A 22,766-nucleotide genomic window follows, 5' to 3' on the forward strand; every position below is an offset into this window, starting at 1 on the left:
AGGTCAGCCCACCGCAGGAGCGCACTATTCAGCAAGAACGCGCTGCGGAGGGAAGGTAACTTGGGCCAACGTACCCTCATCCTCTTCAGAATTTATTGAAAATGAAGCGCGATTTGCTTCCACAAGGGCTTTAGTTAAGGGAAGGCCAAGACCCGACCCCTCTGTTGAGGCCGAAGCATCAAGACGCCGGAACGGTTGAAGGGCAGCTTCAAGGTCGGCCTTGGACATGCCATGACCCGTGTCGCGCACTTTCAAATGCACTTCGCCATTTGCATCAAGCCCAAGAGAAACAATCACCTGACCACCAGAGCGATTAAACTTGATGGCATTGGAAAGCAGGTTCAGCGTGATTTGGCGAAGCGTTTTGGGATCAGCCACAATCTTGGGAACGGACAATGGCGTGCTCGCGCGAATGATCACGCGTCGGTCATTAGCCTGCGGCTGCAGCAACGCAACGCACTCATTAATGATGTCCGCCGCGGAGACGGCCTCAAACGCCAGATCCATCTTTCCAGCCTCGATCTTGGCCAGATCGAGTAAATCGTTGATCAGGGTCAGCATATGCGAGCAGGAGCGGTGAATATCGCGTGCATATTCTTTGTAACGCACATTCCCCAGCTCACCGAAACGCTCTTCCTGCATCACTTCGGAAAATCCAATCACAGCGGTAAGCGGTGTCCGGATCTCGTGGCTGATCTTGGTCAGATACTCCGACTTGTGGGTGTTTGCTTTTTCGGCTTTGTAGCGCGCGCTTACCAACTCTTCTTCAGCGCGCTTGAACTGAGTGATGTCACGCAGAACGGCGCAGAATAAACGCTCATTAGCGTGACTGACACGCCCCATGCTCAGGAAGGTCGGGAACAGGTCACCATCCAGCGTCTGGCAAATCACTTCGCGCCCATCATTGAGTACGCTGGAAACACCATTGGCAACCAGACCATCCAGATAATCCAGCGCGGCAATGTGGCTTTCATCGGCAAGGAAGGTCGTGAACGGTGCGCCAAGAAGGTCATCCTCACTGGCGTTGAACAAAGCCTGGGCAGAGTGATTAGCACTACGGATGATACCCCGTTGGTCCATCACAAGTACGCCATCGGTTGCCGTTGCCAGCACCGACTCCAACTCTTCAATACGTGTATGCAAATGCTTGATCTGCGCATTAGATGCACCGGCGCTCGTCGCTCGCGGTGCAACCGAAAGCTCATCCTCAGAGGCATCATCCGGGGCTTTCTCAACGACAGAGATCATGAGAGCTTGCGCACCGTTCCATGGCACAGCATGCATTCGCGCATCAGCTGAAAGCACACCGCCTCCGGCAAGGCGCACATGCACCACCCGGTCAACAGTCTGAGGGCTTGGAGTAGGGCACTCTTCCGGCTCAGCAAAGATTGCCTCAAGCCCGCCAGCTTCATTTAGCGCTTCGAAGCGCTCGTAGCCAAGCAATTCCAGCAGTGTATCGTTTGCATAAACAACGTCACGTTCGCGAACGATGGCAACACCAATCGGCAGACGGTCCAAAAGACGCGGATCAATTGGCGCGACGATCGGTTTATCGGGAATACGGCCATTTTTCTCGCGGGCCCGTTCAGCCGCCTCTTCAATGTCCGGCGGAACACGTGGCAACACCACATGGGTGACATTGTCGTGTTTCTTCTCAGCCTGCGCCTTCTCTTCGCGAGCAGCAGCGTCTGCAGGTAGCGAGATAACGTTATCCGCTGTGGCCTCAGGTGCACGTGCAGCCTCTGGCTTCGCCGCATGGGTTTCCGCGACAGCTAGTGCAGCCGCTTCTTCAGATGTTGTCGGAACGGATTTTGAGGTCTCAGCCTTTGCTGGAGTAGGTTCCGGCTTTTTCTCCGCACCAAGCGCACGCGCAATTTTGTCAAACGCGTCTTGTTCGGGTTTCGAAAGCCGGGTGTTTTCTCGTGCAGCAGGCTGCTTGTCCACCAGACGAACGATGCTGCTCGTCAACTCCGCAAGGCTGCGGGGGCCAGATCTGGTTTGTTTTGGCGGGGCATCCGGAAGATTTGCTATAGCACGGGCAAAATCGTCTTTGCTGCTTTGTGTCGGAATAGACGGCAGCTCACCAGCCTGTCCTGCAACTTCCGCAGAAACACGCTCCACCTCTTCCTGCTCGGGCATTACCAGCTCGGCAATGTCCTCTTTCAGCGCTTCAACCTCCGGGGAAGCCGCAATCTCAAGAGGATCAGCCGGATCGTGAAGCACATCCGCATCGGTCAGCTGAAGAAGGCCCTCTTCTTCGTCAACCTTAACCGGCTCTTCCGTAGGCACAAACCGCAAGCCATCTTCCAAGGCCTCTTCGGGCTCGGGCTCTGGCTCGTCTGGCGCTGCAAGTGCTGCGACCTCGCCAGCCGCATCCGGCTCAGCTTCAGTGATGGCCTCAACAACTGGCTCTTCAGCTGGTTGTGTCGCTTCAGGTGTGTCTGGCTCAACCGCTTGAGTGGCTTCGCTGACCTCTGGTTCTTGTTCGTCTTCCTCTTCATCCTCGTTGAAATCGATGATCAACTCGGGAATTTCCGGTTCACTCTGCAAAAAGCCCGGAGCGGTAATCCCGTCGTCCAGCGGCTCTTCTAATAGTTCAGAAACCTGAAGTGCCTCTGCCTCTATCTCTGGTTCAGTAAGCGCACCGATTGGTGCGACATCAGCCTGCAAAAAACGTTCAGGCTGGTCGTGTTCGAGGGATAGTCCAGGACTTGGTGCCGCATCCGTCTCTACAGGAGGTGGCTCAGGCAGCTCGTCGGTGTCTTTTCCATCTACCCTGTGCGTCGCCGATAGCTTCGCAAGGGCAGCAAGCGGGTCCACCGGTTCATCGGCGGTGATCGCATCCACACTACGTATAACCCCAAATCCACGCAGCCCGTCATACTCACCGGTTTTGCTCTCAACCGGTTGAGCAGACAGATCGACAGGAACGACTTTGTTGGAATTGCACGCAGGCCAAAGCATCGTAGCGCCCACCACCGCGCGCTGTTTCTTGATGGCTTTGGTGATCGCAGGAACCTTGCCCATTTTAAGCTTCTTGCGAACAGCATCAAACGGCAGGCCGATCAAAGCAGCGTCCTGCGGGCCCAAAATCTCGGCGAACTCCTTCGAAAGGCTGCGAATGCAGCCATCTCGGTCCAGCTCCCAGGTGAAGCGGATCGGCCGTTGTCGGCGTTTAAAGACGAAGTCAGCCACGAGCTCGGTCCTTACTCTGAAGGTTTCCCAGGAAGGGGTTGATTGAGAAACGCAAACTACTCTCTTTCACAGGCACCAGGACGCAAGTGCACCGGTGCTACTGAATGATATCCGGTTTGAAACGGGCATGTAAGCGCCTTCAGCGGTTTTGCTGTAAGCTTACTAAAGAAACCTGCCTCAATTTATCAGGGGTATGTTTTCCCAATACTAGCCCCACCCTACCTTATCCGTAAGCTTTGAAAAACCAGAGCTTGTCTTTCAAGACAACCCACCCACCGGCATTTTCAAAAGCTAAATTCTGATAAAGGCTTACACTTTAACAAATGAGCGCTGAAGTCCGCATCTGTCAATTCCAATAGAAGCGCGTCACCAAATTATTCACCCCCCAGTCCCTGCTTACTTAAGGTACCGTAAACTCCGGTGCTCGTCTAAGCTCCTATTTTCTTTCCCTATAGTTAAGTATAGCATTGCCACAGCAGAGTAAACGAGTTGCAAACAGGGGAGGGAATAGGCCCTCGCCGCACTGCGAATCTAACCTAAATCGAAAATGGTGGAGGCTTGAGCATGGCAGATACGAAGAATCCCTTTGAAGTTTCAGATCAAATGCGTGAGTTCGCGGATCGAAGCATCGATCAGGCGCGCAAGGCCTTTGATAACTTCATGGATGCAACCGAAAATGCGGTCAGCAACATGGAGGACGCTTCAAGCTCAATGCACACCGATTCCTCCGATATCCACCGGCAGGCCCTTGCTTTCGCCGAGCAAAACGTAAGCTCCGCTTTTGAGTTGGCGCAGCGCATGTGTCAGGCGCAGGATCTAGAGGAACTCATGGCCCTGCAGCAGGAGTATCTGCATAAGCAAATGGAGCAAAATGGAGCGCAAATGCGCGAGATGGGAGAGAAGGCTTCGAAGGTTGTTCAGGAAGCTGCTAAGAAAGCCGGCGACCGCTGAGAAAAACCTGCATGACGCAGGGTCCCTCCATGAAAAAGCAAGGGTTACATGAGGCGATTCCCAGCCTCATGTAAGGTGAGTCGCTAAAACCCTCCGGTGTAAAACCGGGATATACACCACAAGAATAAAAAAGTTTTCTGTCTCCTTTCAGCAGCTTAAGTCACATCCATTATGTTGCACTGCAAAATAATGTTGCAACGCACAAAAAATCTCCTATATTAGTTTCAAGTTGACCTTAGGAGAGATTGGTCTCTCCCTTTGATCCTTTATGTTCCTCCCAAGACGATAAGGAGCGATCCCAATGACTAATGCCAAAACGAATACTGCTAAATCCGAGACGAAGACGGAAGAGACTGTTTCCAAGGCCTCCAAGTCTGTAGAAAATGAGGTGTTTGCTATGAATAAGATGGAAGTACCTGCATTTATTCAGGAAATGACCGAAAAGAGCGTCGATCAGGCGCGCGAAGGTTATGCAAAAGTGAAAACTGCTTCTGAAGAAGCAACTGCGATGCTCGAAGAAACCATCGAAGTCACTCGCGACAGCATTATGGAAATCAACCTTAAGGCTGTCGATGCTGCAAAAGAAAACTCTGAAGCCGCATTCACTCACATCCGTGACCTGTTCAGCGTGAAGAGCCTGTCTGAAGCCATCGAACTTCAGTCCGCTTATACACGTCAGCAGTACGACACAGTGAGCCAGCAGGTCAAAGACATGCAGGAAACTGCAACCAAACTTGCAGCAACCGTGTCCGAGCCTGCAAAGGAAGCCTTCGATAAGTCCATGAAAGAAATGAAGCTGGCATAATCGCCAAAAATTTCTTTTAGGAAAAACATCTCCTCTCGTTTGAATTGCTGCACTTTTTGCAACTCAGGCGAGAGGATTTTGTGTTTAAGTCGCTGAAAAACAGAGTGAAACCACTTAGTTGCAGTGGGTAACTAGCGATTTTTTATCAGTGTTGTGGACTTTTTGCATTTTGAGGTTTCAAGGGACTTGCCAACCTCAAAAATTGAACCTATGTTCCGCGCCACTGGCAAGCAGACGTAGCTCAGTTGGTTAGAGCGTCGGATTGTGGCTCCGAAGGTCGGTGGTTCGAATCCACTCGTCTGTACCATCTCTTCTTAAGGCTCCTTAGTGAGATAGTTGAGATCATCTGCTTCGCCAGTTCTTTTTCCTTCATCGTTGAAAATGTTCACTTATTCCGCTGGTAATTGCTGTGGAATAACGATCGCATTTGCATTCCTCTCGATGATCTCTCCAAGCCAGAACGCACAATCGGATTGCTCAAACAGACCTGAATAGGTGTTGTCCATTGAAGCACCTTGCAACACATTGAAGTTTGCCGGGTTCCCAACGGCAGGCAAGGTCCACTGCATCCAGTCGTCTGCAGGTCCTTCCTCAGGTGTCTTTGCAAACTGCGCCCAAAGCCCATTCATCTTCACCGCAAGATCTCTGTCTTCCTGCGTTGCACCTGCTGGCATGGTGTTGAACACAAATGGCAGTTCTGAGGTGTGGCAGGCATTGCCCCACTCATTATTCGGCCCGCAAACATTATTCAGCGAACTGTCAGTTGGCGGTGCTTGAATATTTGCAACAGAAGTCTGCGCGAAGAAATACAACCATGTGTTCTGACTTGGTGCCTCTGCCTCAAGATTGGCGGACATGGTTGGGCACGCAAAAACCGAGTTCCCGATCAGATTGGAAAGTGCAGTCGCCGGTGTGCTGGGCTGTAGGCCGTTTGCAGCCGGCGTGGTGGCCGCATAGCCATCCCGATTCACAATCATCATGGGGTCTTCATAGTCCCGCCCTAAGGTCCCATTGAAGGTCACCGCAGTCAGGTCGCCGCTCGCATCAATGGAATTGGCGAACAAGACCCCTTCATCCTTGTTGAACCCCAGTAGGAGGGGTTTGTCGTTCCCTTTTTCCATCTGGACTTCAGGCTGATCTCTGAGGAACTCACCGTCGATGATGGGCGAGAAAGTAAGACTGCCAGGAAGGCCGGTCAGGAACACACCCTTCTTGGAGAGTGTCTCCTGAAGCAATGCCTGTGCAAGAAGGATCTGGCGGGTATTTGCCTGCTCCAGATCATCAAGCTGGGCCGTCAACGCACATTCAGTGGAAGCGGGATTGCGCATAGTCGCTCTTAGGCACTTCAGATAGAAGTAGAACAGGTCCCGCCCTTCATCTTTATCGCGGTATTTGTAGGCTGCAGCACTGCTTTGCATAATGCCGGCCTGGAACAGGTCCCGCGAACTGTCCGCGCTGAACATATGCAGGCCAACAGCCATGGCACCAGAGCTGGCGCCAAAGATGGTCACCTGTTCAGGATCGCCACCAAATGTTTCAATGTGCTTTTTTACCCAGTTCAGCGCAGTCTGCTGATCCTGAAAACCGTAGTTGCCGCCATTCGAAGGGTCTTGCCCGGTAATGCCGTCTGTAGCGAGCGTTCCAAGCGCGCCGAGGCGGAAGTTGACGGTAACCACCACGATATTCTGATCCGCTGCAAATGAGTTCCCGGAATAGAGCTCAACGATCTCATTGTCCTCAGCATGATAGACCTGGTCTGCACCGCCAGCCATAAAGCCACCCCCATGGAAAAACACCATGACAGGCAGTTTGCTCGAATTCTTGATCGCCCCGTCCGGCGCCCAGATATTCAGGTAAAGGCAGTCTTCCTCACCGCGTATTTGATCCTCTGGTTTGCTGATAGGCTGCGGGCACCGGGCGCCATACTGCAAAGCCTCAATGCCATTGGGCTCATAGTTATCAAACACGCTGGAAGACTGCCAACGCGCCGCTTGTCCGTACTTTACACCTTTGAAGATGCTGAGAAGCTGGCTGCCGCTATTATCGGCTTGCCCGCAAATATCTTTATCATTGCTCAAGGTAACGCAAGGTTGCTCCGGAGCAGGCGGCTGGGTTGGAGCAAGAATCGACTCATCATCAGCATTTGGGCTTTGTGCAAATGACCACGTTGAGCTGAGAATGCTGAATGCAAGGACAAGCGCCGTTTTCATAGAACCCCACCTTCTTATTGTATTTTGGGTTCCCTCTAGTGTTCGCCTTTTTGGAAAAAACGGCGTTAAGCAGCATGCTTTAAAATTCCTTGCGTAATTGTGGCGAATTTTAGAGTGTCAAAACGCTTTGGCAAAATCATCGGAAATTTTCACTGCTACCAGCGGAATTTAATTAAAATGGCAGTTTTCTGCGTGAAACCCGGTGGAATTCAAGGACACTCTTACGTTGGGTACTTGTTTTAAATGCTCAGTACCTTTTGATGGGCCCCAACGTTCGGGGTAAGGCCAGATTAACCAAGATCCATCTGCCTTCAAAAATTACGATGAGAGATTTTAAATGAAAAAACTGATGCACGCCGCGACTGCTGTTGTTCTCGGCCTTTCCGTTGCAGCATGTACCACAACCAATCCATATACCGGTGAGTCACGCGTTTCCAAAACCGCAGGCGGTGCAGGTCTGGGCGCAGCCACAGGCGCAGTCATTGGTGCCCTTGCTGGCGGCAAGAGCGCACGCGTTGAAGGTGCTCTCGTTGGCGCAGCTGCTGGTGGCCTGATCGGTGGTGGTATCGGCAACTACATGGACCGACAGGAATCGCAGCTTCGTGCGCAGCTCCAGTCAACCGGTGTTTCCGTCACCCGTAATGGCGACCAGATCGTCCTGAACATGCCAAACGATGTGACCTTCGCCGTTGGTCAGGCAACTCTGTCCTCCCGCGCAATGCAAGTGCTCAACAGTGTGGCGCTTGTGGCGAAAGAATTCCCGCAGACCCGTCTGAACATCTATGGCCACACCGACAACACCGGTTCTGCTCAGTTCAACATCGGCCTGTCCCAGCGCCGCGCAGATTCCGTCAGCAACTACCTGTTTAATCAGGGCGTCAACGGTGCACGCATCTCCGCAGCTGGTTACGGCCTGTCCAACCCGATTGCTTCCAACGCAACCGAAGCTGGCCGCGCACAGAACCGCCGCGTAGAGATCATCCTGTCTCCTATGAGCTAATCTCTTAGCAAGCAAAAATTTAAGAACGCGGTCCCTTGTTGGGACCGCGTTTTTTGTTAGGGTGCTCCCGCAGTGAGGGGAGGCACAGACATGACGCAGAACAATCCAGCCGCATCACACTTCCAGAGCGTAGGTGAGGGCTACGCAAAGTATCGCCCAACCTATCCCATCCAACTGGCGCAATTTTTGGCCTCCCAATGCACCCGGCATAATCTGGCGGTAGATGTGGGCTGCGGAAACGGGCAGTTCAGCGTGTTGCTTTCCAATCACTTCAAACAAGTGCTTGCAACAGACGTCAGCGCCTCGCAAATCGAAAATGCTGCAGCCGTCCCCAACATTCACTTTGCCGTAGAGCCAGCTGAGCACTGTTCCGCAAAAGACAACAGTGTTGATCTGATTGTCGCCGCACAGGCCGCCCATTGGTTCGACTTGCCACGTTTTTATGAGGAAGTCAGACGCATCGCAGCCCCAGACTGCGTTCTTGCACTCGTCAGTTACGGAGTGCTTTCCATTAATGACAGAGACTGCAACGCCCGATTCCGTCAGTTCTACTATGACGAAATCGGCCCTTACTGGCCGCCGGAACGTCAACACGTCGACAACAGTTATACCAGCATCGGCTTTCCGTTTGAGGAGCTCGATTACCCGCAAATGACCATTGACCGTGAGTGGACGCTGGAACAGTTTCTTGGCTACCTGTGCACATGGTCATCGGTCATAGCCGCAGCAAAGGCTGGCAAGCGAAACCTGATGGAAAGCTTCGCAGAGCAGCTAACGAGCCTTTGGGGAGGTCCTCAGCAGCATCGTAGAATCAGCTGGCCCATCGCCATGCGTTTGGGCCGTGTCTGATTGGGCTGGCGCTAAAGGCTGCTCGGCCATCGTGTGTGCAGATCATCAATCTTGAACTCATGCACGTGGCTCTTGCCGACCTTGTCGACACCCTTGGACCAGTGCGGATCATTATCCGGCAGATTTTCGTGGGAGTGGCGTAGCTTCTCCGCATCCTTGCTAGGCCAAAGCATCATCGCTGCTGCTACGCTGAACCATGCCAAAACGGCCATGGCAAGGAAGCTGACAGGAATGCCAAAACTGGCGCCAACCCAGCCTGCGAGAGGGTAGCCAATCAGCCAGCATACATGGCTCAGCGCAAACTGGCTTGCAAACACCGATGGTAGGTCACCGCCTCTCGCAGAGCGACGCAACACACGCCCTGCTGGTGTCTGCGCTGCAGAATAACCAATCCCCATCAGGAACCAGAGTGACAAAAGCTCGGCAAAGCTGGTCAGGAAAAAACCAAAGCTCAGGGCGGCAGCCATCGCAACAGCACCCAAAATCATCACGCTTCGGTCTCTAAAACGTTCCAGCACCTTGGGCAAGCTGAGCGCTGTGATCATCGAACCAGCACCAAAGCAAGCAAGCGCAATGGCAACACTATCGGCTTGCAAACCAAACCTGCCTTGCACAATCACCACTGTATTCACAATCACCATGGCGCCACCAGCTGCAACGGCCAGATAAACAGCCAGCATACCGCGCAGGCGAGGGGTGCTGAGATAAATGCGCGTGCCTTGCGTCATACGCTTGACCGTACGCTGGTTTTCGACCGGCTTAAGCTTCGGTAAGCTGATAGAGACAACAAGCGCAGCAGACGCAAGGAAACCAAGTACCGTGCCACCAAATAGGCCATGGAAGTTGATCACCAACAGCAAGCCAGCCGCAATCGTTGGGCTGAGCAAGTTCTCCAGATCGTAAGCGAGACGGCTCAATGAAAGTGCGTTGGTGTAATCCTTCTCTTCCGGCAGCACGTCGGGAATAACCGCCTGAAAAGCTGGCGTGAACGCAGCAGAAGCGGACTGCAGCACAAAGATGAGCACATAAATTTCCCAGACCTGTGTCACGAACGGCAGCGCAAGCGCAACAGCTGCGCGAATAAGATCCAGCCCCACCAACACAGCGCGCCGTGGCAGCCGTTCAACAAGTGCAGCTGCAATCGGTGCCAGCCCCACATATGCAATCATCTTGATCGCAAAAGCAGTCCCCAGAACTGAACCGGCGTTGTCCCCGGCAATGTTAAACGCCAGCAGGCTCAACGCAACGGTGGCAAGGCCAGTGCCAAACAGGGCAATGACCTGAGCAAGAAACAGGTGGCGGTAGGTTCGGTTCGCGAGTACGGACAGCACGCGGAAACTCCTTTGACTTAATGTTTTCCCGAGTATGCGTATCCCCCTTAAAGGTAGCGGGAGATTGCCTTGAACTCTTCAATTGTCTGTTTGGAATCAGCTTCTTGATTAACGATAGTCTCATCAAGGCAGTGGTCAAGATGATCGTAGATCAGCGTCTTCTTTGCCTGCATGACAGCTCGTTCAACCGCATGAAGTTGCTGAGCTATTTCAACGCAGGGCCGCCCATCCTCAATCATGTCAATGATTGATCTGAGATGCCCGTCGGCGCGCTTCAGGCGATTGACAATGCCCGGATGGGATTGGTGTTGTTGCTTTTCGGTCATTCGATAAGTGTATCCCCCCTGGGGGGATGTCGCAAGGTCGATAATCCTTAATAATAGGCATCCGCGCACACTAGTGCGCAAAAGCCTCCACCATCGCCAGCGGAAATAAGGGCTTGCTCGTCATCGAGGAATGCTGAGACTGATCTGAACAGGTGCACACGCATTGCCAGCACTGTGTTTCCCCGATAATAAGGGGCAGGACTATTCGGAAAAATCTGGCAAAACAGTCGCTTAAAGTAGCTTGCGGCAGACAGGCAGTTTTAAAGCTACGCCGGGAGAAAGACGTGTCGGATAAATATGTGTTTGTAGTAGACACCGATGGCGGAATTGATGATGCAATCGCACTCATGATGCTGATCGGTGCTGGCAAGAAGATTGATTTCATCACGACCACATTTGGCAATATTGATCTGGAGCAGGCAACGACGAATATTCTCGACGTACTTGCCGTCTGCAACGCCGAAGTCCCCGTTTATAAAGGTGCTTCTGATTCCCTTGTCGGCGAACGTATGAATGCGGTTCATGTGCATGGGCAGGATGGCTTGGGCGGTGCCGAGCGCCCGCATCATGAGCTCAAAGCATCAGGCGAAACCGCTCACAACGCGATCAGAGATGTGCTGCGCAAAGCCGTACTTGGCGGACCAAAGCTGCAGCTCCTGACCATCGGCCCTCTCACAAACCTTGCGGAAGTGCTTCGAGAAGAACCGGATTTGGCGCAAGGGATTGATCGCATCTGGATCATGGGCGGCACCTGTCACGGACGCGGCAACGTAACGCCCGCTGCTGAGTTCAACATCTTCTGCGACCCCGAAGCCGCTAAAATCGTCCTCTCCCAGTCTGTTAACATAACCCTCATTCCATGGGAGCCATGCCTTCACAATGCTATCCCTGGCGATGTGATTGATGGTATTTTCCAGCGTCTCCGAGCGTCTGCTCCAGCTCAGTTTGCAGAGCATATCTGCACGTTCCTGCGAGAGCGCTATAAGACATGGTATCAGGAAGACCTGATAATCTTGGCTGACCCCTTGGCCGCTGCTACACTGCTCGACCCTGACGTGATCACCAAAACAATTATTTGCGGCGTACTGGTCGAGACAGAAGGGGAGTTTGCCCGCGGCGCAACCATTCTGGATTACCGGGGTAAGACGGAGGCCCCCATCATCGGTATCGTGGAGCAGGCCGACCGTTTGAAGCTGGAACGCATCCTGGAAGCAACACTGGCAGCGCTCATATCACGCCACCAGTGAGGCTCTTTACAGAAGCAAGGACCATGCAGTGGCGGCCAGCATCGCTACAGCCATGGCAATGGTGATACTACGCATCAAGGGACCCTCGCCAATCACCTTCAGGATTGAGACGCCCACCATCGCCCACACGCTGTGAGAGATCATGCCGCCGATTAGGAACCCAGCAGTCAGGATTGCGGCGTTCTCGTAAAGTCCCATGCCGTTGGCAGCAAAGAAGCTGGTAAACGCCACCAGGCTCATCGCCCATGTTTTGGGGCTTAGCGGGTGAATGAACAAACCTTCCCAAAAGGTCGGAAGGCTGACTTCTCCCTTAGGCTTGATGTTCAGCTGTACAATGCGCCAGGCCAGATACGTCATGTAAGCCATGGATGCGAACTTGAAGGCGTTGACCATCGGACCACCCCGAGCCATCAACTGTCCCAGTCCGAAAGCCACACAAAGGTTAAGCAGAAGACTGCCAAGCTCTGCCGCAATGATGACCGGAAACGCAGTGCGATACCCCGCGCTGGCACCAATCGCCATGAAGGTAAGGTTTCCCGGTCCCGGTGTGCCGGTCATAATGGCTACAAAAATCGCGAAAGCGCTGAGTGTTGCCCAATCCATATTGTTATTCCAGTCAATTGATACAATCTATACAACGTGCTAAGTTATTGTATCAATCGTATCGATCAATCTCTTTATTGTTATGAATACAATGTGGAAGCCCGACCCAAACAAACTCACAAGTCCAAAATACCTAAGCATTGCAACGGCTTTGGAGCAGGACATTCAAACTGGCCGCCTTGTGGAAGGTGACAAGCTCCCACCCCAACGCGAGCTTGCCTATCAGCTTGGGGTGACACTTGGCACAATCACGCGAGCCTATGCCGAGGCGGAACGCAAGAAGCTGGTGCGCGGGGAAACGGGCAGGGGCACATTTGTGGCCAAGACCGGAGATGTCCGCTTACCGTTGATGTTAGCGTCTAATACAGAGGGTGCCCAAAGTTATGATTTAGCTCGTAGTTTGGGTCTCGCACATCTGAGTCCGGATCTGGGTCAAATGCTCCGGGAATTGAGTGATGATCCCTTGGTCGGTTCACTTAATGAGTACGGTCCCTCAGAAGGAACAGATCATCACCGGGAGGTTGGCGCTCAGTTTCTCCGTGAGTATTACGGTGCCCCGGCGAATGCCTGTCAAACGCTTGTTACCTCTGGGGCGCAGCATGGCATTCAGACCTCCATGCAGGCTCTGTTCAATCGTGGTGATGCAATTGCGGTAGATGAGATGATCTATCCGCCCGTGTTGTCTGTTCTTGCCACCTTGGATTTGCAAATTGTACCCATCGAGTCTGAGCGTGACGAAAACGGCCACATAATTGGCATGTCTGCAAGAGCTCTGGAGGAAGCATGTGCCAGACAGGAGATTCGTGGGATCTTCCTGATACCAAACGCCCAAAACCCCACGACGCATACACTAAGCAATGCCAAGCGACAGAAACTGGCGGCCATCATCGAAAAGTACAATCTCATGGTTGTCGAGGATGATCCTTATATGCCGTTCATCTCCTGCAAGCAGAAGAGCTTTCTGGAATTGGTTCCCGATAACACTGTTCTGATTGGCTCCCCCTCCAAGGTCATGTCTGCGGGGCTGCGCACCGGCTACGTCCACGTGCCTCAATCCACCAAAACTGCCTTTGCAAACGCAATTGGTGAAAGCACATGGATGGTTGCTCCGCTCAATGTGGAGATCGTCTCCAGGTGGATCACAGGTGGCCAGCTGCAAGAAACATTGCAGCGCAAACGTGAGGTTCTAAAGCAGCGCTATCGGTTTATGAAAAACACGTTCCCCGCAAACACGCTGCAAGGCGGTGAGGAAAAGCTGTTTGCATGGCTGCACCTCCCGCAGCACCAAAACGCTGAACTGGTTGAACAGGCTGCTCTGCTACGCGGTGTTGAGGTGCTCTCTCATCGCCACTTTCAGGCCGCGCCGCGCACAGACATCAACGCCCTGCGCGTCAGCCTCTCAAGCATTGCTCATCAGGCGCACTTTGAAGAGGCGATTACCCTGCTAAAAGCTTCCATTGACCAGTTGGAAAACCTGCAAGCACCAAGGCCGATGGTGGGGTAGGCCATAAAAAAGCCCCCCGCCTGAACTCAGGCGGAGGGCCATTTCTGGTCTAAGCCAGTAGACTGGAAAGTCTTAGTATGGGCAGGCCATGTCGCTCATGTAGTCATGAACAACGATCTTGCCGGAAATGATGTCAGCGCGAGCTGCTTCAACAGCTGCTTTCATTTCATCGCTAACCAATGGAGCGTTGTTTTCGTCCATTGCGTAGCCAACACCGTCTTCAGCAAGGCCCAGAGCCTGAATGCCAGTGGTGAAGTTGCCGTCTTTTGCATCCATGAATGCATTGGAAACAGCAACGTCAACGCGCTTGATCATAGAGGTCAGCACTTTGCCAGGAGCCAGGTGGTTCTGGTTGGAGTCAACACCGATGAACAGCTTGTCTTCATCAACAGCCGCCTGAAGAACACCAAGGCCGGTACCACCAGCGGCAGCGAAGATCACGTCTGCGCCACGTGCGAAGTGAGACTTGGAAAGCTCGCCGCCTTTAACCGGGTCATTCCATGCAGCTGGAGTGGTACCGGTCATGTTTGCGAACACTTCACCGTCTTTGTTGGTGGCTAGTGCGCCCTGCTTGTAACCACAGGAGAACTTGGAGATCAGCGGAATGTCCATGCCGCCCACGAAACCGACTTTACCGGTCTGGGAAGCGAGCATTGCCATCATACCAACCAGGTAAGAACCTTCCTGCTCTTTAAAGACAACAGAGCGAACGTTTGGCAGGTCAACAACCGCGTCAACAATTGCAAAGTTTACATCAGGAAATTCCTTAGCAACTTTCTCAACTGGCGCTGCCTGTGCGAAGCCCATTGCTACGATTGGGTTCAAGCCACGGCGCGCAAAGTTGCGAAGAGCCTGCTCGCGCTGTGACGCGTTGGAAACTTCAAACTCGCGATATTCGATTCCGGTTTCAGCCTTGAAAGCCTCAGCACCATTGTAAGCAGCTTCGTTGAATGACTTATCGAATTTACCACCCATGTCAAAGATAACTGCTGGCTTAAAGTCTGCTGCCATAGCAGTTGTGCTCATTGCTGCTGCCAATACCGCAGATGCAGCGATGGTTTTGATGGATTTCATACCCATTCCTCCGTTATATCCCAATGGGAAACCTTCCCTTTGCCCTGTCACCAAGCCTGCCTTCAGTGCCAATTCCCAACCTGAAGACACACCTCGATGAGGTGAGCGCTTTAGTGCATACCTGCCCCAGCGTGAGTCCAGCCAAGCGTTAGCCTGTCCTTAATTATGCACTTCTAGATTGATCAAATCGATCAGGCATGCTGAAACCAGTTTTGTGTACGACCTTCAGTTGGACACATGCTGGTGTTAGGATCAAGTTCAAAATACGAATAAATATATCACGAATGCAAAATTTTTCAGTTATCGGTTAATTTGGCTAATATTTTCCATAAAAACCACCAAAATCGCAGAGTGACAAAACAGGAGTTTGGGGTGTTCGAATCGTTTATTGAGACTGCGAAAAGCACAGCCGGAAAGGCTGGGCTCTTGCTCGGTGCCGGGCTGATGGTATTGGGTGTATCTTCCACTCAGGTAGCAGCGCAGGCGCAGGCCTGTGGCAACACTGGAGCTGGTTTTGACAACTGGCTGTCGTCTTACAGGCAGACGCTCCAAGCCCAGGGGATCACACAGGCAACACTAAACAGGTCGCTGAATGGTGTAACCTACAATCCCCGAGTGATTAGCTATGACCGGAACCAGAAGTCTTTCAGACTCAGTTTCGACGAGTTTTACAAACTTCGGGTCAACAATGCGCTTATCAATCAGGGTCGCGGGTTGATGCGCCAGCACAATGACCTGTTCAATCGTATTGAGCGCGATTTTGGTGTCCCGCGTGAAATTATCACGGCAATCTGGGGCCTTGAAACCGGCTATGGCCGAGGCATCGGCAACATGAGCACAATCCGCTCTCTGGCTACGCTGGCCTACGATTGTCGCCGTGCGGATTTCTTCCGCAATGAGCTCTTCAACGCACTTCTGATTGTCCAGAAGGGCGATCTGGAGCCAAATGAAATGGTTGGGGCATGGGCAGGAGAACTCGGTCAGACCCAGTTCCTCGCGTCCTCCTATATCAAGTTTGCTCTGGACTACAGCGGCAACGGTAAACGCGACCTGCTTCGCAATACCGATGATACACTCGCCTCAACCGCCCACTTCTTGCAGGCCCACGGCTGGCAGCCGGGCCAACCATGGGGCCCAGGCACACCAAATCACGAGGTGATCCGCGCCTGGAACCGTGCCGGTGTGTATGTAAAGACAATCCAGATCATGGCAGAGCAGCTGAGTCAGTAGGCCAGTCTGTGACCCACATCTGATACAGTCTGCAAAAGACAAAAGGGCTGCTGAATGGAAAATTCAGCAGCCCTTTTCTATAAACTAAGCGATTACTTCAGCAGTACCCAGCAGGCCTCACCTTTTAAAGGCGTGTCATCAGGCAAACACTGTGCCCTAGGCGTCCAATGCCTCAAACAGTGGTGGCTCTTCGCTCAGACCCATCAGACGACGCGCAGCAGTCAGAGTATTGCTCATCAACATGGCAATAGTCATAGGCCCAACACCGCGTGGAACCGGTGTGATTGCTGCAACGTGATCAAGCGCTTCATCAAAAGCCACATCACCCACCAGACGTGTCTTGCCTTCGCCCTTCTCAGGCGCAGGTATGCGGTTGATACCAACGTCAATCACAGTCGCGCCCGCCTTCAGCCAGTCACCTTTGATCATCCGGGGACGGCCCACCGCAGCAATAACGATATCTGCCTGACGAACCACATCAGGCAGGTCCTTGGTGCGTGAATGCGCGATGGTCACTGTGCAGTTCTCCTGAAGCAGCAACTGCGCAATCGGCTTGCCAACAATGTTGGAACGGCCAACAATGACGGCGCTCTTGCCAGCAAGGTTATTGCCAAGCGCCTTTTTAGCCAGCAACACACTGCCTGCAGGCGTACATGGCACCAGCGCACGCTCCGTGTTCCCGCTGCCCAGAAGACCCACATTGATTGGGTGGAACCCGTCAACGTCCTTCTCTGGCTTGATGAGATCAAGGACCTTATTTTCGTTGATGTGCTTTGGAAGGGGCAACTGAACCAGAATGCCGTGAATGGCTTCATCTTCGTTCATTGAGGCCACAAGAGACAGCAGCTCTTCTTCACTCACATCAACCGGCAATGTATGTGTGATGGAGTTGAAGCCGCATGCTTTTGCAGTACGCCCCTTGTTGCGTACATAAACCTGACTGGCAGGGTCTTCACCCACAATCACAACAGCCAGTCCCGGCTTCACACCTGTCTCAGATTCAAGACGCGCAGCACGTGCTGCAATCTCTTCGGTTACAGATGCAGCAATGGCTTGGCCATCGATAATAAGAGCCTTACTCATGGCAAGTCCTATTTAAAGATCACGGTACGATCACCGTTCAGAAGGATTCGGTGCTCCAGGTGATAGCGGACGGCACGAGCGAGAACCTGACTTTCCGTATCACGACCCTGGGCAATGAGTTCGTTCACCGAATGGAAGTGTTCAACCCGGCTCACGTCTTGCTCGATGATTGGGCCTTCGTCAAGGTCAGCGGTCACATAGTGCGCGGTGGCACCAACCATCTTGACGCCGCGTGCATGGGCCCGGTGATAAGGTTTTGCACCTATAAAGCTTGGCAGGAAAGAGTGGTGGATATTAATGACCTTACCCGCCAGCTTCTCACAAAGGTCGTTGGAGAGTATCTGCATGTAGCGCGCCAGCACCACCAGATCGATGTTCTCACGTTCTACCAGATCCAGAATCTGTGCTTCCTGCTCTGCCTTGGTCTCTTTGGTCACCGGCAGATAATGGAACGGAATCTGCTCATGCTCCACGCGGGACTGGTACTTGGTGTGGTTGGACGCAACCGCCACCAGATCCATCCGCAACTGGCCGGTCGAATTACGGTAGAGCAAATCGTTCAGGCAGTGTCCCATCTGAGAAACCAGCACAAGCACACGCGGCTTCTTGGAAAGGTCATGCACCTGCCAGTCAAAGCCATACCCGGTTGCGACAGGGCCGAACCCTTCTTCAAACTTTTCTTTGCTCATCCCCTCCGGCGCGTTGAAAGAGACCCGCATAAAGAAGCGGTCTGCTTCCGGATCGCCGTACTGGGCGCTTTCGCAGATGTTGCAGTTTTGGGAAGCGATTGAATTTGCAACCGCTGCCACGATGCCTTTTCTGTCTCCGCAGGAAAGGGTGAGCACATAGTTTGCCTGAGTGTTCATAGGAGGCTTATTCTACACTTTTGATCTGGTTTTGTTGCCGCGCACAATAGGGGGCAACATTCCATTTTTAAAGCGAAAAAACGCCAGTAAAGCTCAGAAAATGACGCCTGTCGGTTACAATGTGACTTATTTGGGCACCCAGTCGGCCCTCCGTTAGTTTTTAGGGGGCTTTTGTATCAGATTCAGAACCGACCAAATCGCGGGTCTATGTCAGCAATAACCCTGATAATTGCCTTGGGAGATAGTCGGGTACCAAATCAACCAGATTGAGAACAACACCGTAGATTTCTAGATTAAGCTGCGGTGTGGGCTCTTGTAGCCAGAATTCTGAGTATCTGGAGCCGGACCAGTTGGACCGGTGGGCCGGGGGCGCGTCATGAAGCTCTTTATGGTACAGGACAGCTTCCTTGATGAAGACATAGCTGAGATCACCGGGGTGGTCGCCAACGGTCTTGCTGCGCGTCAACATAACATCACTCTGGTCACGCTTACGGGCAAGCCAAGAGATCTTTCCCACTATTCACCGCGGATCACGCCGGTCTTTTTGGAAAAGGCAAGGGCTGCCTCCGCCGCAGCTGGTTTAGCCAGACTGGTGGAACGGGAAAAGCCCGACATCGTCCTCTCCCACGGCACCGGCAGCAACATCGCCTGCCTGTCCGCCGTCAAAACACGCACACGGCTCAAGGTGCCAGTGGCGATTACGCTTCATTCCTCGGTCACCATCGCAGGCAATCTCTCGCTCGACACCCAAAAGAGCGCGGCCACCATCGCCATACCGCTGCTCTACCGCGAAGCTGATAGGGTAATCTGCACGCTAAAGTCCATCGAACATGTCGTAGAGTTGTGCGAGCAGGTGCCCAACGAAAAGATTTCCGTCATTTACAATCCTCTTGTCCAAATGAACGTGTTTGAAACAGCTGCAGAGCCCATCGAAGAGGATTGGTTCGACACCCACGGGGCCAGCAAAGTCGTTAGTATTGGCACCGCTTTCAGTCGCACCGCCCACCACCAGCTGCTGCGCGCCATGGCAATCAGCCGCTATAAAGAGGATCTGCGCGCCTATCTTCTGGGCTACCGCGACGAGCAAGACGATCTCCGCCTTCTGGCCTCTAACCTGGCGCTGGACGACATCGTGACTATGCCGGGGGATGTGGTCAAACCGGAACGCTTCCTGCGTGCGGCCAATGTGTACGTCTCAACCTCTCAGCAAGACAGTGTTCCGGGAGAAATGGTGCGGGCCATGGCGTTGGGCACACCTGTTATCGCACTGGATAGCGGAGCAGGGGCCCGCGAAGTTCTCAGCGACGTGCGCAATGGCTGGCTGGTCCCGTCAGGCGATGCCGACAAACTGTCGGAAGCCATTCTCGCAGCAGTAAAATGCGACAGATCCGACGACACTCTGGCCACAAGAGCACGCGACTTTTCGCTGGAGCGTGCGTTGGATGCCTACGAGAAACTGCTTCTCTCTATGGTCGCGGAGCGCGTCACAGACCTGAACTAGGTGCCTCCATAAAGGTGAGCCCATAGGATTTCGGATCGTAACTAATTAATATAACTAGGTAAAATAGGATATCTCAGGCCATTAGCTTGGGATAACCCAACACACGTCACAACCGTGTTTGACCTGCAAAATCCGCATCAAGTATCCTAAACTAAGCCGCGTTCTGGGCCAGTATTTGTGCGTGCGTACAGCTTTGTTCTCCGCCAACAAAAGATACAGGTCATTGGAGCACCACTGTTGAGTCTCAGGTTCGGGTTTTGCAGCAAGACGATGACTGCTCTTGCGCCTGCAGTTTGCCGGCGTTCCGGGCTTGCGCTGCTTGTCCTGCTCTCAGGCTGTATGGTTGGTCCCAACTTCGAGCGGCCGGAACTCCCCCTGGAAGCCAAATATGTCCGCAACGACCCAGGCGCCACCGCATCTGCGGATATCCATGGTGGAGAATCGCAAAACTTCTCCTTCCAGAGAGATTTGCCAGGTGAGTGGTGGGAACTTTTCGAGTCAGAGCCCCTTAACGCTTATGTTAGCCTCGCGATCGTCAACAGTCCGACACTCGGGCAGGCCGAAGCGCTCTTGAGACAGGCACAGGAAACCGCCTATGCCGCTGGTGCAGCGCTTTATCCGACCGTTACCGGCAATGCTAGCCGTAACAGGCAGAAATTCGCTATCCTTGGTGGTGGGGTGAATGAGATCATCGCGAACATTGACCCCTTTTTCACCACATACAGTGCCACGCTCTCGCTTTCGTACCTGTTGGATGTCTGGGGCGGGACCCGTCGCTTTATTGAATCACAAGTCGCAAATATCGAGTTTGCCCAATTTCAGGTGGAAGCAGCCCATCTGACCCTAACCTCCAACCTGCTCAATGCGGTGATTATGGAGGCTTCGTTCAGGGGCCAGATCCGTGCGACCATCGAAATAATTCGGGTCCAGCAAGAGCAGCTTGACATTCTGGAGGCTCAATTCAGGCTTGGCGGAGTGGACGAAAGTCAGGTGCTGCAACAAGAAGCGCTTCTGGAGCAAACCAAAGCAACACTGCCGTTTCTCGAAACGCAGCTGACCATTCAGCGAAATCTGATCAACACGCTCGGCGGCTTTTATCCCACACAGGAGGTCGTGCAGGAGTTTGATATCGAGGATCTGCAGCTTCCCAGAGAGCTGCCCTTGAGCCTGCCATCTGAGCTGGTTGCCCAACGACCTGATGTCCGGCAGGCCGAAGCTATGTTGTGGGCAGCCAGCGCTCAAATTGGTGTAGCTCTGGCCAACCAGCTCCCTAGTTTCATGATTACCGGCAACGTGGGTAATGAGTCAGAAACGTTTGAGCGCTTGTTCTTCTACCCCGGCACTGGCATATGGCAGATTACCACCACGGCAGCACAAACCGTATTTGACGCCGGTGCGCTTAACAGCCAGCGCAAAGCCGCAGTTGCTGCCTTCGAGGCAGCTGCCGAGAATTACCGTTTTGTTGTTGTGAGTGCGTTTGGAGACACCGCCAACGCCATTGGTGCTTTGGAAAATGATGCCATTGCGCTTGAAGCCAGTCTGGCCGCAGAACGCGCAGCCGCAAGGAGCCTGCGACTGGCGCAACAGCAATACAGACTGGGCGCCATTGAACTCGTTACGTTGCTATTTGCAGTCCAGACCTACCAGCAGGCAAAGATCAATTTGGTGCAGGCGCAAGCTGTCCGCTACACGGACACTGTTGCTCTCTTTTTTGCGCTGGGCGGCGGCTGGTGGAACCGCCCGGAATCCGCGCCACTCCGGGATGGCAGGCCTCTTTCAATCATTTCAGCGGTTCCGCCGTTTAACCTACTTCCACCTCCGGCGAAGAACCAACCATGAGCGAAAACAAGAACCCCCACCTGAAAAGAAATATGATCATCATGCTGATCTGCGTGGGGATAGCGTTCGGCGGCCTTTATGTATTCCAGCTGATCAAATCCAGAGCGCTCAGCCGGCTTGCGACGAGCATGCAAAACCCTGTGGAGACGGTCTCTTCCTATAAAGCCACTACTCAACTCTGGACAGATACTGTCTCCGCAGTTGGTACACTTGTCGCCATCAAAGGCGCAGACCTGGCGCCCGAATTGCCCGGTACAGTGACCAACATTAACTTCTCATCAGGTGAGGACGTTGAAGAAGGCATGTTGTTGATTGAGTTGGATACGTCGCTCGAAGTCGCACAACTCAAATCATTACAGGCGCAGGAAACGTTCGCCCGTCAGACGCTGGAACGAGATCTGAGACAGCTGGAAGTCAATGCGGTCAGCCAACAACAGATTGACTTTGATTGGGCGAATCTCAGAGACCTTCAAGGACAGGTGGAAAGCCAGCTGGCGATTATTGCCAAGAAAAATTACCGCGCGCCATTCTCCGGTCGTCTGGGTATCCGGCTAGTTAGTGTCGGGCAGTACGTCAATGTTGCGCAGCCGTTTGTCAATCTCCAGCAACTTGACGAACTCTTCGTTGATTTCTTTATTCCTCAGCGCATGTTGGGAATGATCAGGCCAGGTCTGGACATTGACGTTACGGTCGACACGTTCCCGGACCAAACCGTCAAGGGGAAGGTGGTTGCCGTTGATGCTCAAGTGGACATTAACAATGGTAACGCCCTTGTACGCGGGCGCTTCACCAACCCAAATAAAGAGCTGATCCCGGGCATGTTTGTTGATGTGGCAACAGCTATCTCCGAACCGGAAATGCGAGTGACTGTGCCGCAAACAGCAATTGCTTATGAGTCCTTTGGCACAACAGTCTATGTGCTGACCAAGACGAGCGACACGTTTAACGACAAGCCTGTTTACACGGCCACGCAAAACTTTGTCACGACTGGGGCAACACGGGGAGACCAGATTGTGATCGAGAAGGGTGTCGAGGCAAATGATCTGGTGGTGAATGCCGGCCAGCTCAAACTTCGCAATGGGTCAAGAGTGGTCATCGACAACTCTGTCCAGCCAACCAACGATCCTAATCCAAAACCGGTGGAGCACTAGG

18 protein-coding genes and 1 tRNA gene are annotated in these 22,766 nt (G+C 53.1%); 11 read left to right on the forward strand and 8 right to left on the reverse strand.

The features are described 5' to 3' along the window. Positions 1 to 24 precede the first annotated feature (24 nt). Positions 25 to 3,195: a PAS domain-containing sensor histidine kinase gene (locus tag IE076_RS19950; RefSeq protein ID WP_189438555.1), complete on the reverse strand. Its 3,171-nt coding sequence runs from the start codon at positions 3,193 to 3,195 to the stop codon at positions 25 to 27. A gap of 564 nt (positions 3,196 to 3,759) precedes the next feature. On the opposite strand from IE076_RS19950, the gene IE076_RS19955 reads away from it, so the two are divergent. The 3 genes from IE076_RS19955 (at position 3,760) to IE076_RS19965 (ending at position 5,258) form a co-directional block, all read left to right on the forward strand. Further along, positions 3,760 to 4,146, forward strand: a complete 387-nt coding sequence (locus tag IE076_RS19955) for a phasin (protein WP_189438556.1) — start codon at positions 3,760 to 3,762, stop codon at positions 4,144 to 4,146. A gap of 301 nt (positions 4,147 to 4,447) precedes the next feature. Further along, positions 4,448 to 4,951 carry a phasin gene (locus IE076_RS19960; protein ID WP_189438557.1) on the forward strand — a complete coding sequence of 168 codons (504 nt, stop codon included), beginning with the start codon at positions 4,448 to 4,450 and terminating at the stop codon, positions 4,949 to 4,951. A gap of 230 nt (positions 4,952 to 5,181) precedes the next feature. Then, positions 5,182 to 5,258: transfer RNA gene (locus tag IE076_RS19965), tRNA-His, on the forward strand. Positions 5,259 to 5,340: 82 nt separating this feature from the next. Here the strand turns inward: IE076_RS19965 and IE076_RS19970 are convergent. Beyond that, positions 5,341 to 7,161: a carboxylesterase family protein gene (locus IE076_RS19970; protein ID WP_189438558.1), complete on the reverse strand. Its 1,821-nt coding sequence runs from the start codon at positions 7,159 to 7,161 to the stop codon at positions 5,341 to 5,343. Between the two features lie 337 nt (positions 7,162 to 7,498). On the opposite strand from IE076_RS19970, the gene IE076_RS19975 reads away from it, so the two are divergent. Together IE076_RS19975 and IE076_RS19980 are read left to right on the forward strand one after the other, a co-directional pair. Next, positions 7,499 to 8,161 (forward strand): YiaD family glycine zipper/OmpA-like lipoprotein, encoded by a 663-nt coding sequence (locus tag IE076_RS19975; RefSeq protein WP_189438559.1) that lies wholly within the window; start codon positions 7,499 to 7,501, stop codon positions 8,159 to 8,161. Between the two features lie 90 nt (positions 8,162 to 8,251). Beyond that, on the forward strand, positions 8,252 to 9,010 hold the full coding sequence (locus IE076_RS19980) for a class I SAM-dependent methyltransferase (RefSeq protein WP_189438560.1): 759 nt from the start codon (positions 8,252 to 8,254) through the stop codon (positions 9,008 to 9,010). 11 nt (positions 9,011 to 9,021) lie between these two features. Here IE076_RS19980 and IE076_RS19985 read toward each other — a convergent pair whose 3' ends face one another. Together IE076_RS19985 and IE076_RS19990 are read right to left on the reverse strand one after the other, a co-directional pair. Next, positions 9,022 to 10,341 carry an MFS transporter gene (locus IE076_RS19985; RefSeq protein WP_189438561.1) on the reverse strand — a complete coding sequence of 440 codons (1,320 nt, stop codon included), beginning with the start codon at positions 10,339 to 10,341 and terminating at the stop codon, positions 9,022 to 9,024. Between the two features lie 47 nt (positions 10,342 to 10,388). After that, complete coding sequence (locus IE076_RS19990; RefSeq protein ID WP_189438562.1) at positions 10,389 to 10,667, reverse strand: metal-sensing transcriptional repressor; 279 nt, start codon at positions 10,665 to 10,667, stop codon at positions 10,389 to 10,391. A 284-nt stretch (positions 10,668 to 10,951) separates the two neighbouring features. Here IE076_RS19990 and IE076_RS19995 point away from each other — a divergent pair, with 284 nt between their 5' ends. After that, the gene (locus tag IE076_RS19995; RefSeq protein WP_189438563.1) at positions 10,952 to 11,914 is read left to right on the forward strand and encodes a nucleoside hydrolase; all 963 of its coding nucleotides are present in this window, start codon (positions 10,952 to 10,954) and stop codon (positions 11,912 to 11,914) included. A gap of 6 nt (positions 11,915 to 11,920) precedes the next feature. Here IE076_RS19995 and IE076_RS20000 read toward each other — a convergent pair whose 3' ends face one another. Further along, positions 11,921 to 12,517 carry a LysE family translocator gene (locus IE076_RS20000; protein ID WP_189438564.1) on the reverse strand — a complete coding sequence of 199 codons (597 nt, stop codon included), beginning with the start codon at positions 12,515 to 12,517 and terminating at the stop codon, positions 11,921 to 11,923. A 91-nt stretch (positions 12,518 to 12,608) separates the two neighbouring features. Here IE076_RS20000 and IE076_RS20005 point away from each other — a divergent pair, with 91 nt between their 5' ends. Beyond that, positions 12,609 to 14,021, forward strand: a complete 1,413-nt coding sequence (locus tag IE076_RS20005) for an aminotransferase-like domain-containing protein (RefSeq protein WP_189438565.1) — start codon at positions 12,609 to 12,611, stop codon at positions 14,019 to 14,021. A 72-nt stretch (positions 14,022 to 14,093) separates the two neighbouring features. Here IE076_RS20005 and IE076_RS20010 read toward each other — a convergent pair whose 3' ends face one another. Then, positions 14,094 to 15,095: a BMP family lipoprotein gene (locus IE076_RS20010; protein WP_189438566.1), complete on the reverse strand. Its 1,002-nt coding sequence runs from the start codon at positions 15,093 to 15,095 to the stop codon at positions 14,094 to 14,096. 372 nt (positions 15,096 to 15,467) lie between these two features. On the opposite strand from IE076_RS20010, the gene IE076_RS20015 reads away from it, so the two are divergent. Continuing rightward, complete coding sequence (locus IE076_RS20015) at positions 15,468 to 16,325, forward strand: lytic murein transglycosylase (RefSeq protein ID WP_244649739.1); 858 nt, start codon at positions 15,468 to 15,470, stop codon at positions 16,323 to 16,325. A 156-nt stretch (positions 16,326 to 16,481) separates the two neighbouring features. Here IE076_RS20015 and folD read toward each other — a convergent pair whose 3' ends face one another. Both folD and purU read right to left on the reverse strand, forming a co-directional pair. Beyond that, complete coding sequence (folD, locus tag IE076_RS20020; protein ID WP_189438568.1) at positions 16,482 to 17,408, reverse strand: bifunctional methylenetetrahydrofolate dehydrogenase/methenyltetrahydrofolate cyclohydrolase FolD; 927 nt, start codon at positions 17,406 to 17,408, stop codon at positions 16,482 to 16,484. Between the two features lie 8 nt (positions 17,409 to 17,416). Beyond that, positions 17,417 to 18,274 (reverse strand): formyltetrahydrofolate deformylase, encoded by an 858-nt coding sequence (purU, locus tag IE076_RS20025; protein WP_189438569.1) that lies wholly within the window; start codon positions 18,272 to 18,274, stop codon positions 17,417 to 17,419. A gap of 376 nt (positions 18,275 to 18,650) precedes the next feature. Between purU and IE076_RS20030 the strand changes: the two genes are divergently transcribed. The 3 genes from IE076_RS20030 (at position 18,651) to IE076_RS20040 (ending at position 22,765) form a co-directional block, all read left to right on the forward strand. Further along, on the forward strand, positions 18,651 to 19,775 hold the full coding sequence (locus tag IE076_RS20030; RefSeq protein WP_189438570.1) for a glycosyltransferase: 1,125 nt from the start codon (positions 18,651 to 18,653) through the stop codon (positions 19,773 to 19,775). Between the two features lie 270 nt (positions 19,776 to 20,045). Continuing rightward, positions 20,046 to 21,614, forward strand: a complete 1,569-nt coding sequence (locus IE076_RS20035; protein WP_189438571.1) for an efflux transporter outer membrane subunit — start codon at positions 20,046 to 20,048, stop codon at positions 21,612 to 21,614. Continuing rightward, positions 21,611 to 22,765 carry an efflux RND transporter periplasmic adaptor subunit gene (locus IE076_RS20040; protein ID WP_189438572.1) on the forward strand — a complete coding sequence of 385 codons (1,155 nt, stop codon included), beginning with the start codon at positions 21,611 to 21,613 and terminating at the stop codon, positions 22,763 to 22,765. Before IE076_RS20035 ends, IE076_RS20040 begins: the two co-directional genes overlap by 4 nt. Position 22,766: the final 1 nt, after the last annotated feature.

The sequence above is a fragment of the Pseudovibrio japonicus genome (assembly GCF_014651595.1).
In the GTDB taxonomy this organism is placed as follows: Bacteria; Pseudomonadota; Alphaproteobacteria; order Rhizobiales; family Stappiaceae; genus Pseudovibrio; species Pseudovibrio japonicus.

Excerpts from the sequence above, each read along its gene's own strand:
- IE076_RS19955 (WP_189438556.1), top strand. The coding sequence starts at position 3,760 with ATGGCAGATACGAAGAATCCCTTTGAAGTTTCAGATCAAATGCGTGAG.
- IE076_RS19960 (WP_189438557.1), top strand. The coding sequence starts at position 4,448 with ATGACTAATGCCAAAACGAATACTGCTAAATCCGAGACGAAGACGGAA.
- IE076_RS19970 (WP_189438558.1), bottom strand. The coding sequence starts at position 7,161 with ATGAAAACGGCGCTTGTCCTTGCATTCAGCATTCTCAGCTCAACGTGG.
- IE076_RS19975 (WP_189438559.1), top strand. The coding sequence starts at position 7,499 with ATGAAAAAACTGATGCACGCCGCGACTGCTGTTGTTCTCGGCCTTTCC.
- IE076_RS19980 (WP_189438560.1), top strand. The coding sequence starts at position 8,252 with ATGACGCAGAACAATCCAGCCGCATCACACTTCCAGAGCGTAGGTGAG.
- IE076_RS19990 (WP_189438562.1), bottom strand. The coding sequence starts at position 10,667 with ATGACCGAAAAGCAACAACACCAATCCCATCCGGGCATTGTCAATCGC.
- IE076_RS20000 (WP_189438564.1), bottom strand. The coding sequence starts at position 12,517 with ATGGATTGGGCAACACTCAGCGCTTTCGCGATTTTTGTAGCCATTATG.
- IE076_RS20005 (WP_189438565.1), top strand. The coding sequence starts at position 12,609 with ATGTGGAAGCCCGACCCAAACAAACTCACAAGTCCAAAATACCTAAGC.
- IE076_RS20010 (WP_189438566.1), bottom strand. The coding sequence starts at position 15,095 with ATGAAATCCATCAAAACCATCGCTGCATCTGCGGTATTGGCAGCAGCA.
- folD (WP_189438568.1), bottom strand. The coding sequence starts at position 17,408 with ATGAGTAAGGCTCTTATTATCGATGGCCAAGCCATTGCTGCATCTGTA.
- purU (WP_189438569.1), bottom strand. The coding sequence starts at position 18,274 with ATGAACACTCAGGCAAACTATGTGCTCACCCTTTCCTGCGGAGACAGA.
- IE076_RS20030 (WP_189438570.1), top strand. The coding sequence starts at position 18,651 with ATGAAGCTCTTTATGGTACAGGACAGCTTCCTTGATGAAGACATAGCT.
- IE076_RS20035 (WP_189438571.1), top strand. The coding sequence starts at position 20,046 with ATGACTGCTCTTGCGCCTGCAGTTTGCCGGCGTTCCGGGCTTGCGCTG.
- IE076_RS20040 (WP_189438572.1), top strand. The coding sequence starts at position 21,611 with ATGAGCGAAAACAAGAACCCCCACCTGAAAAGAAATATGATCATCATG.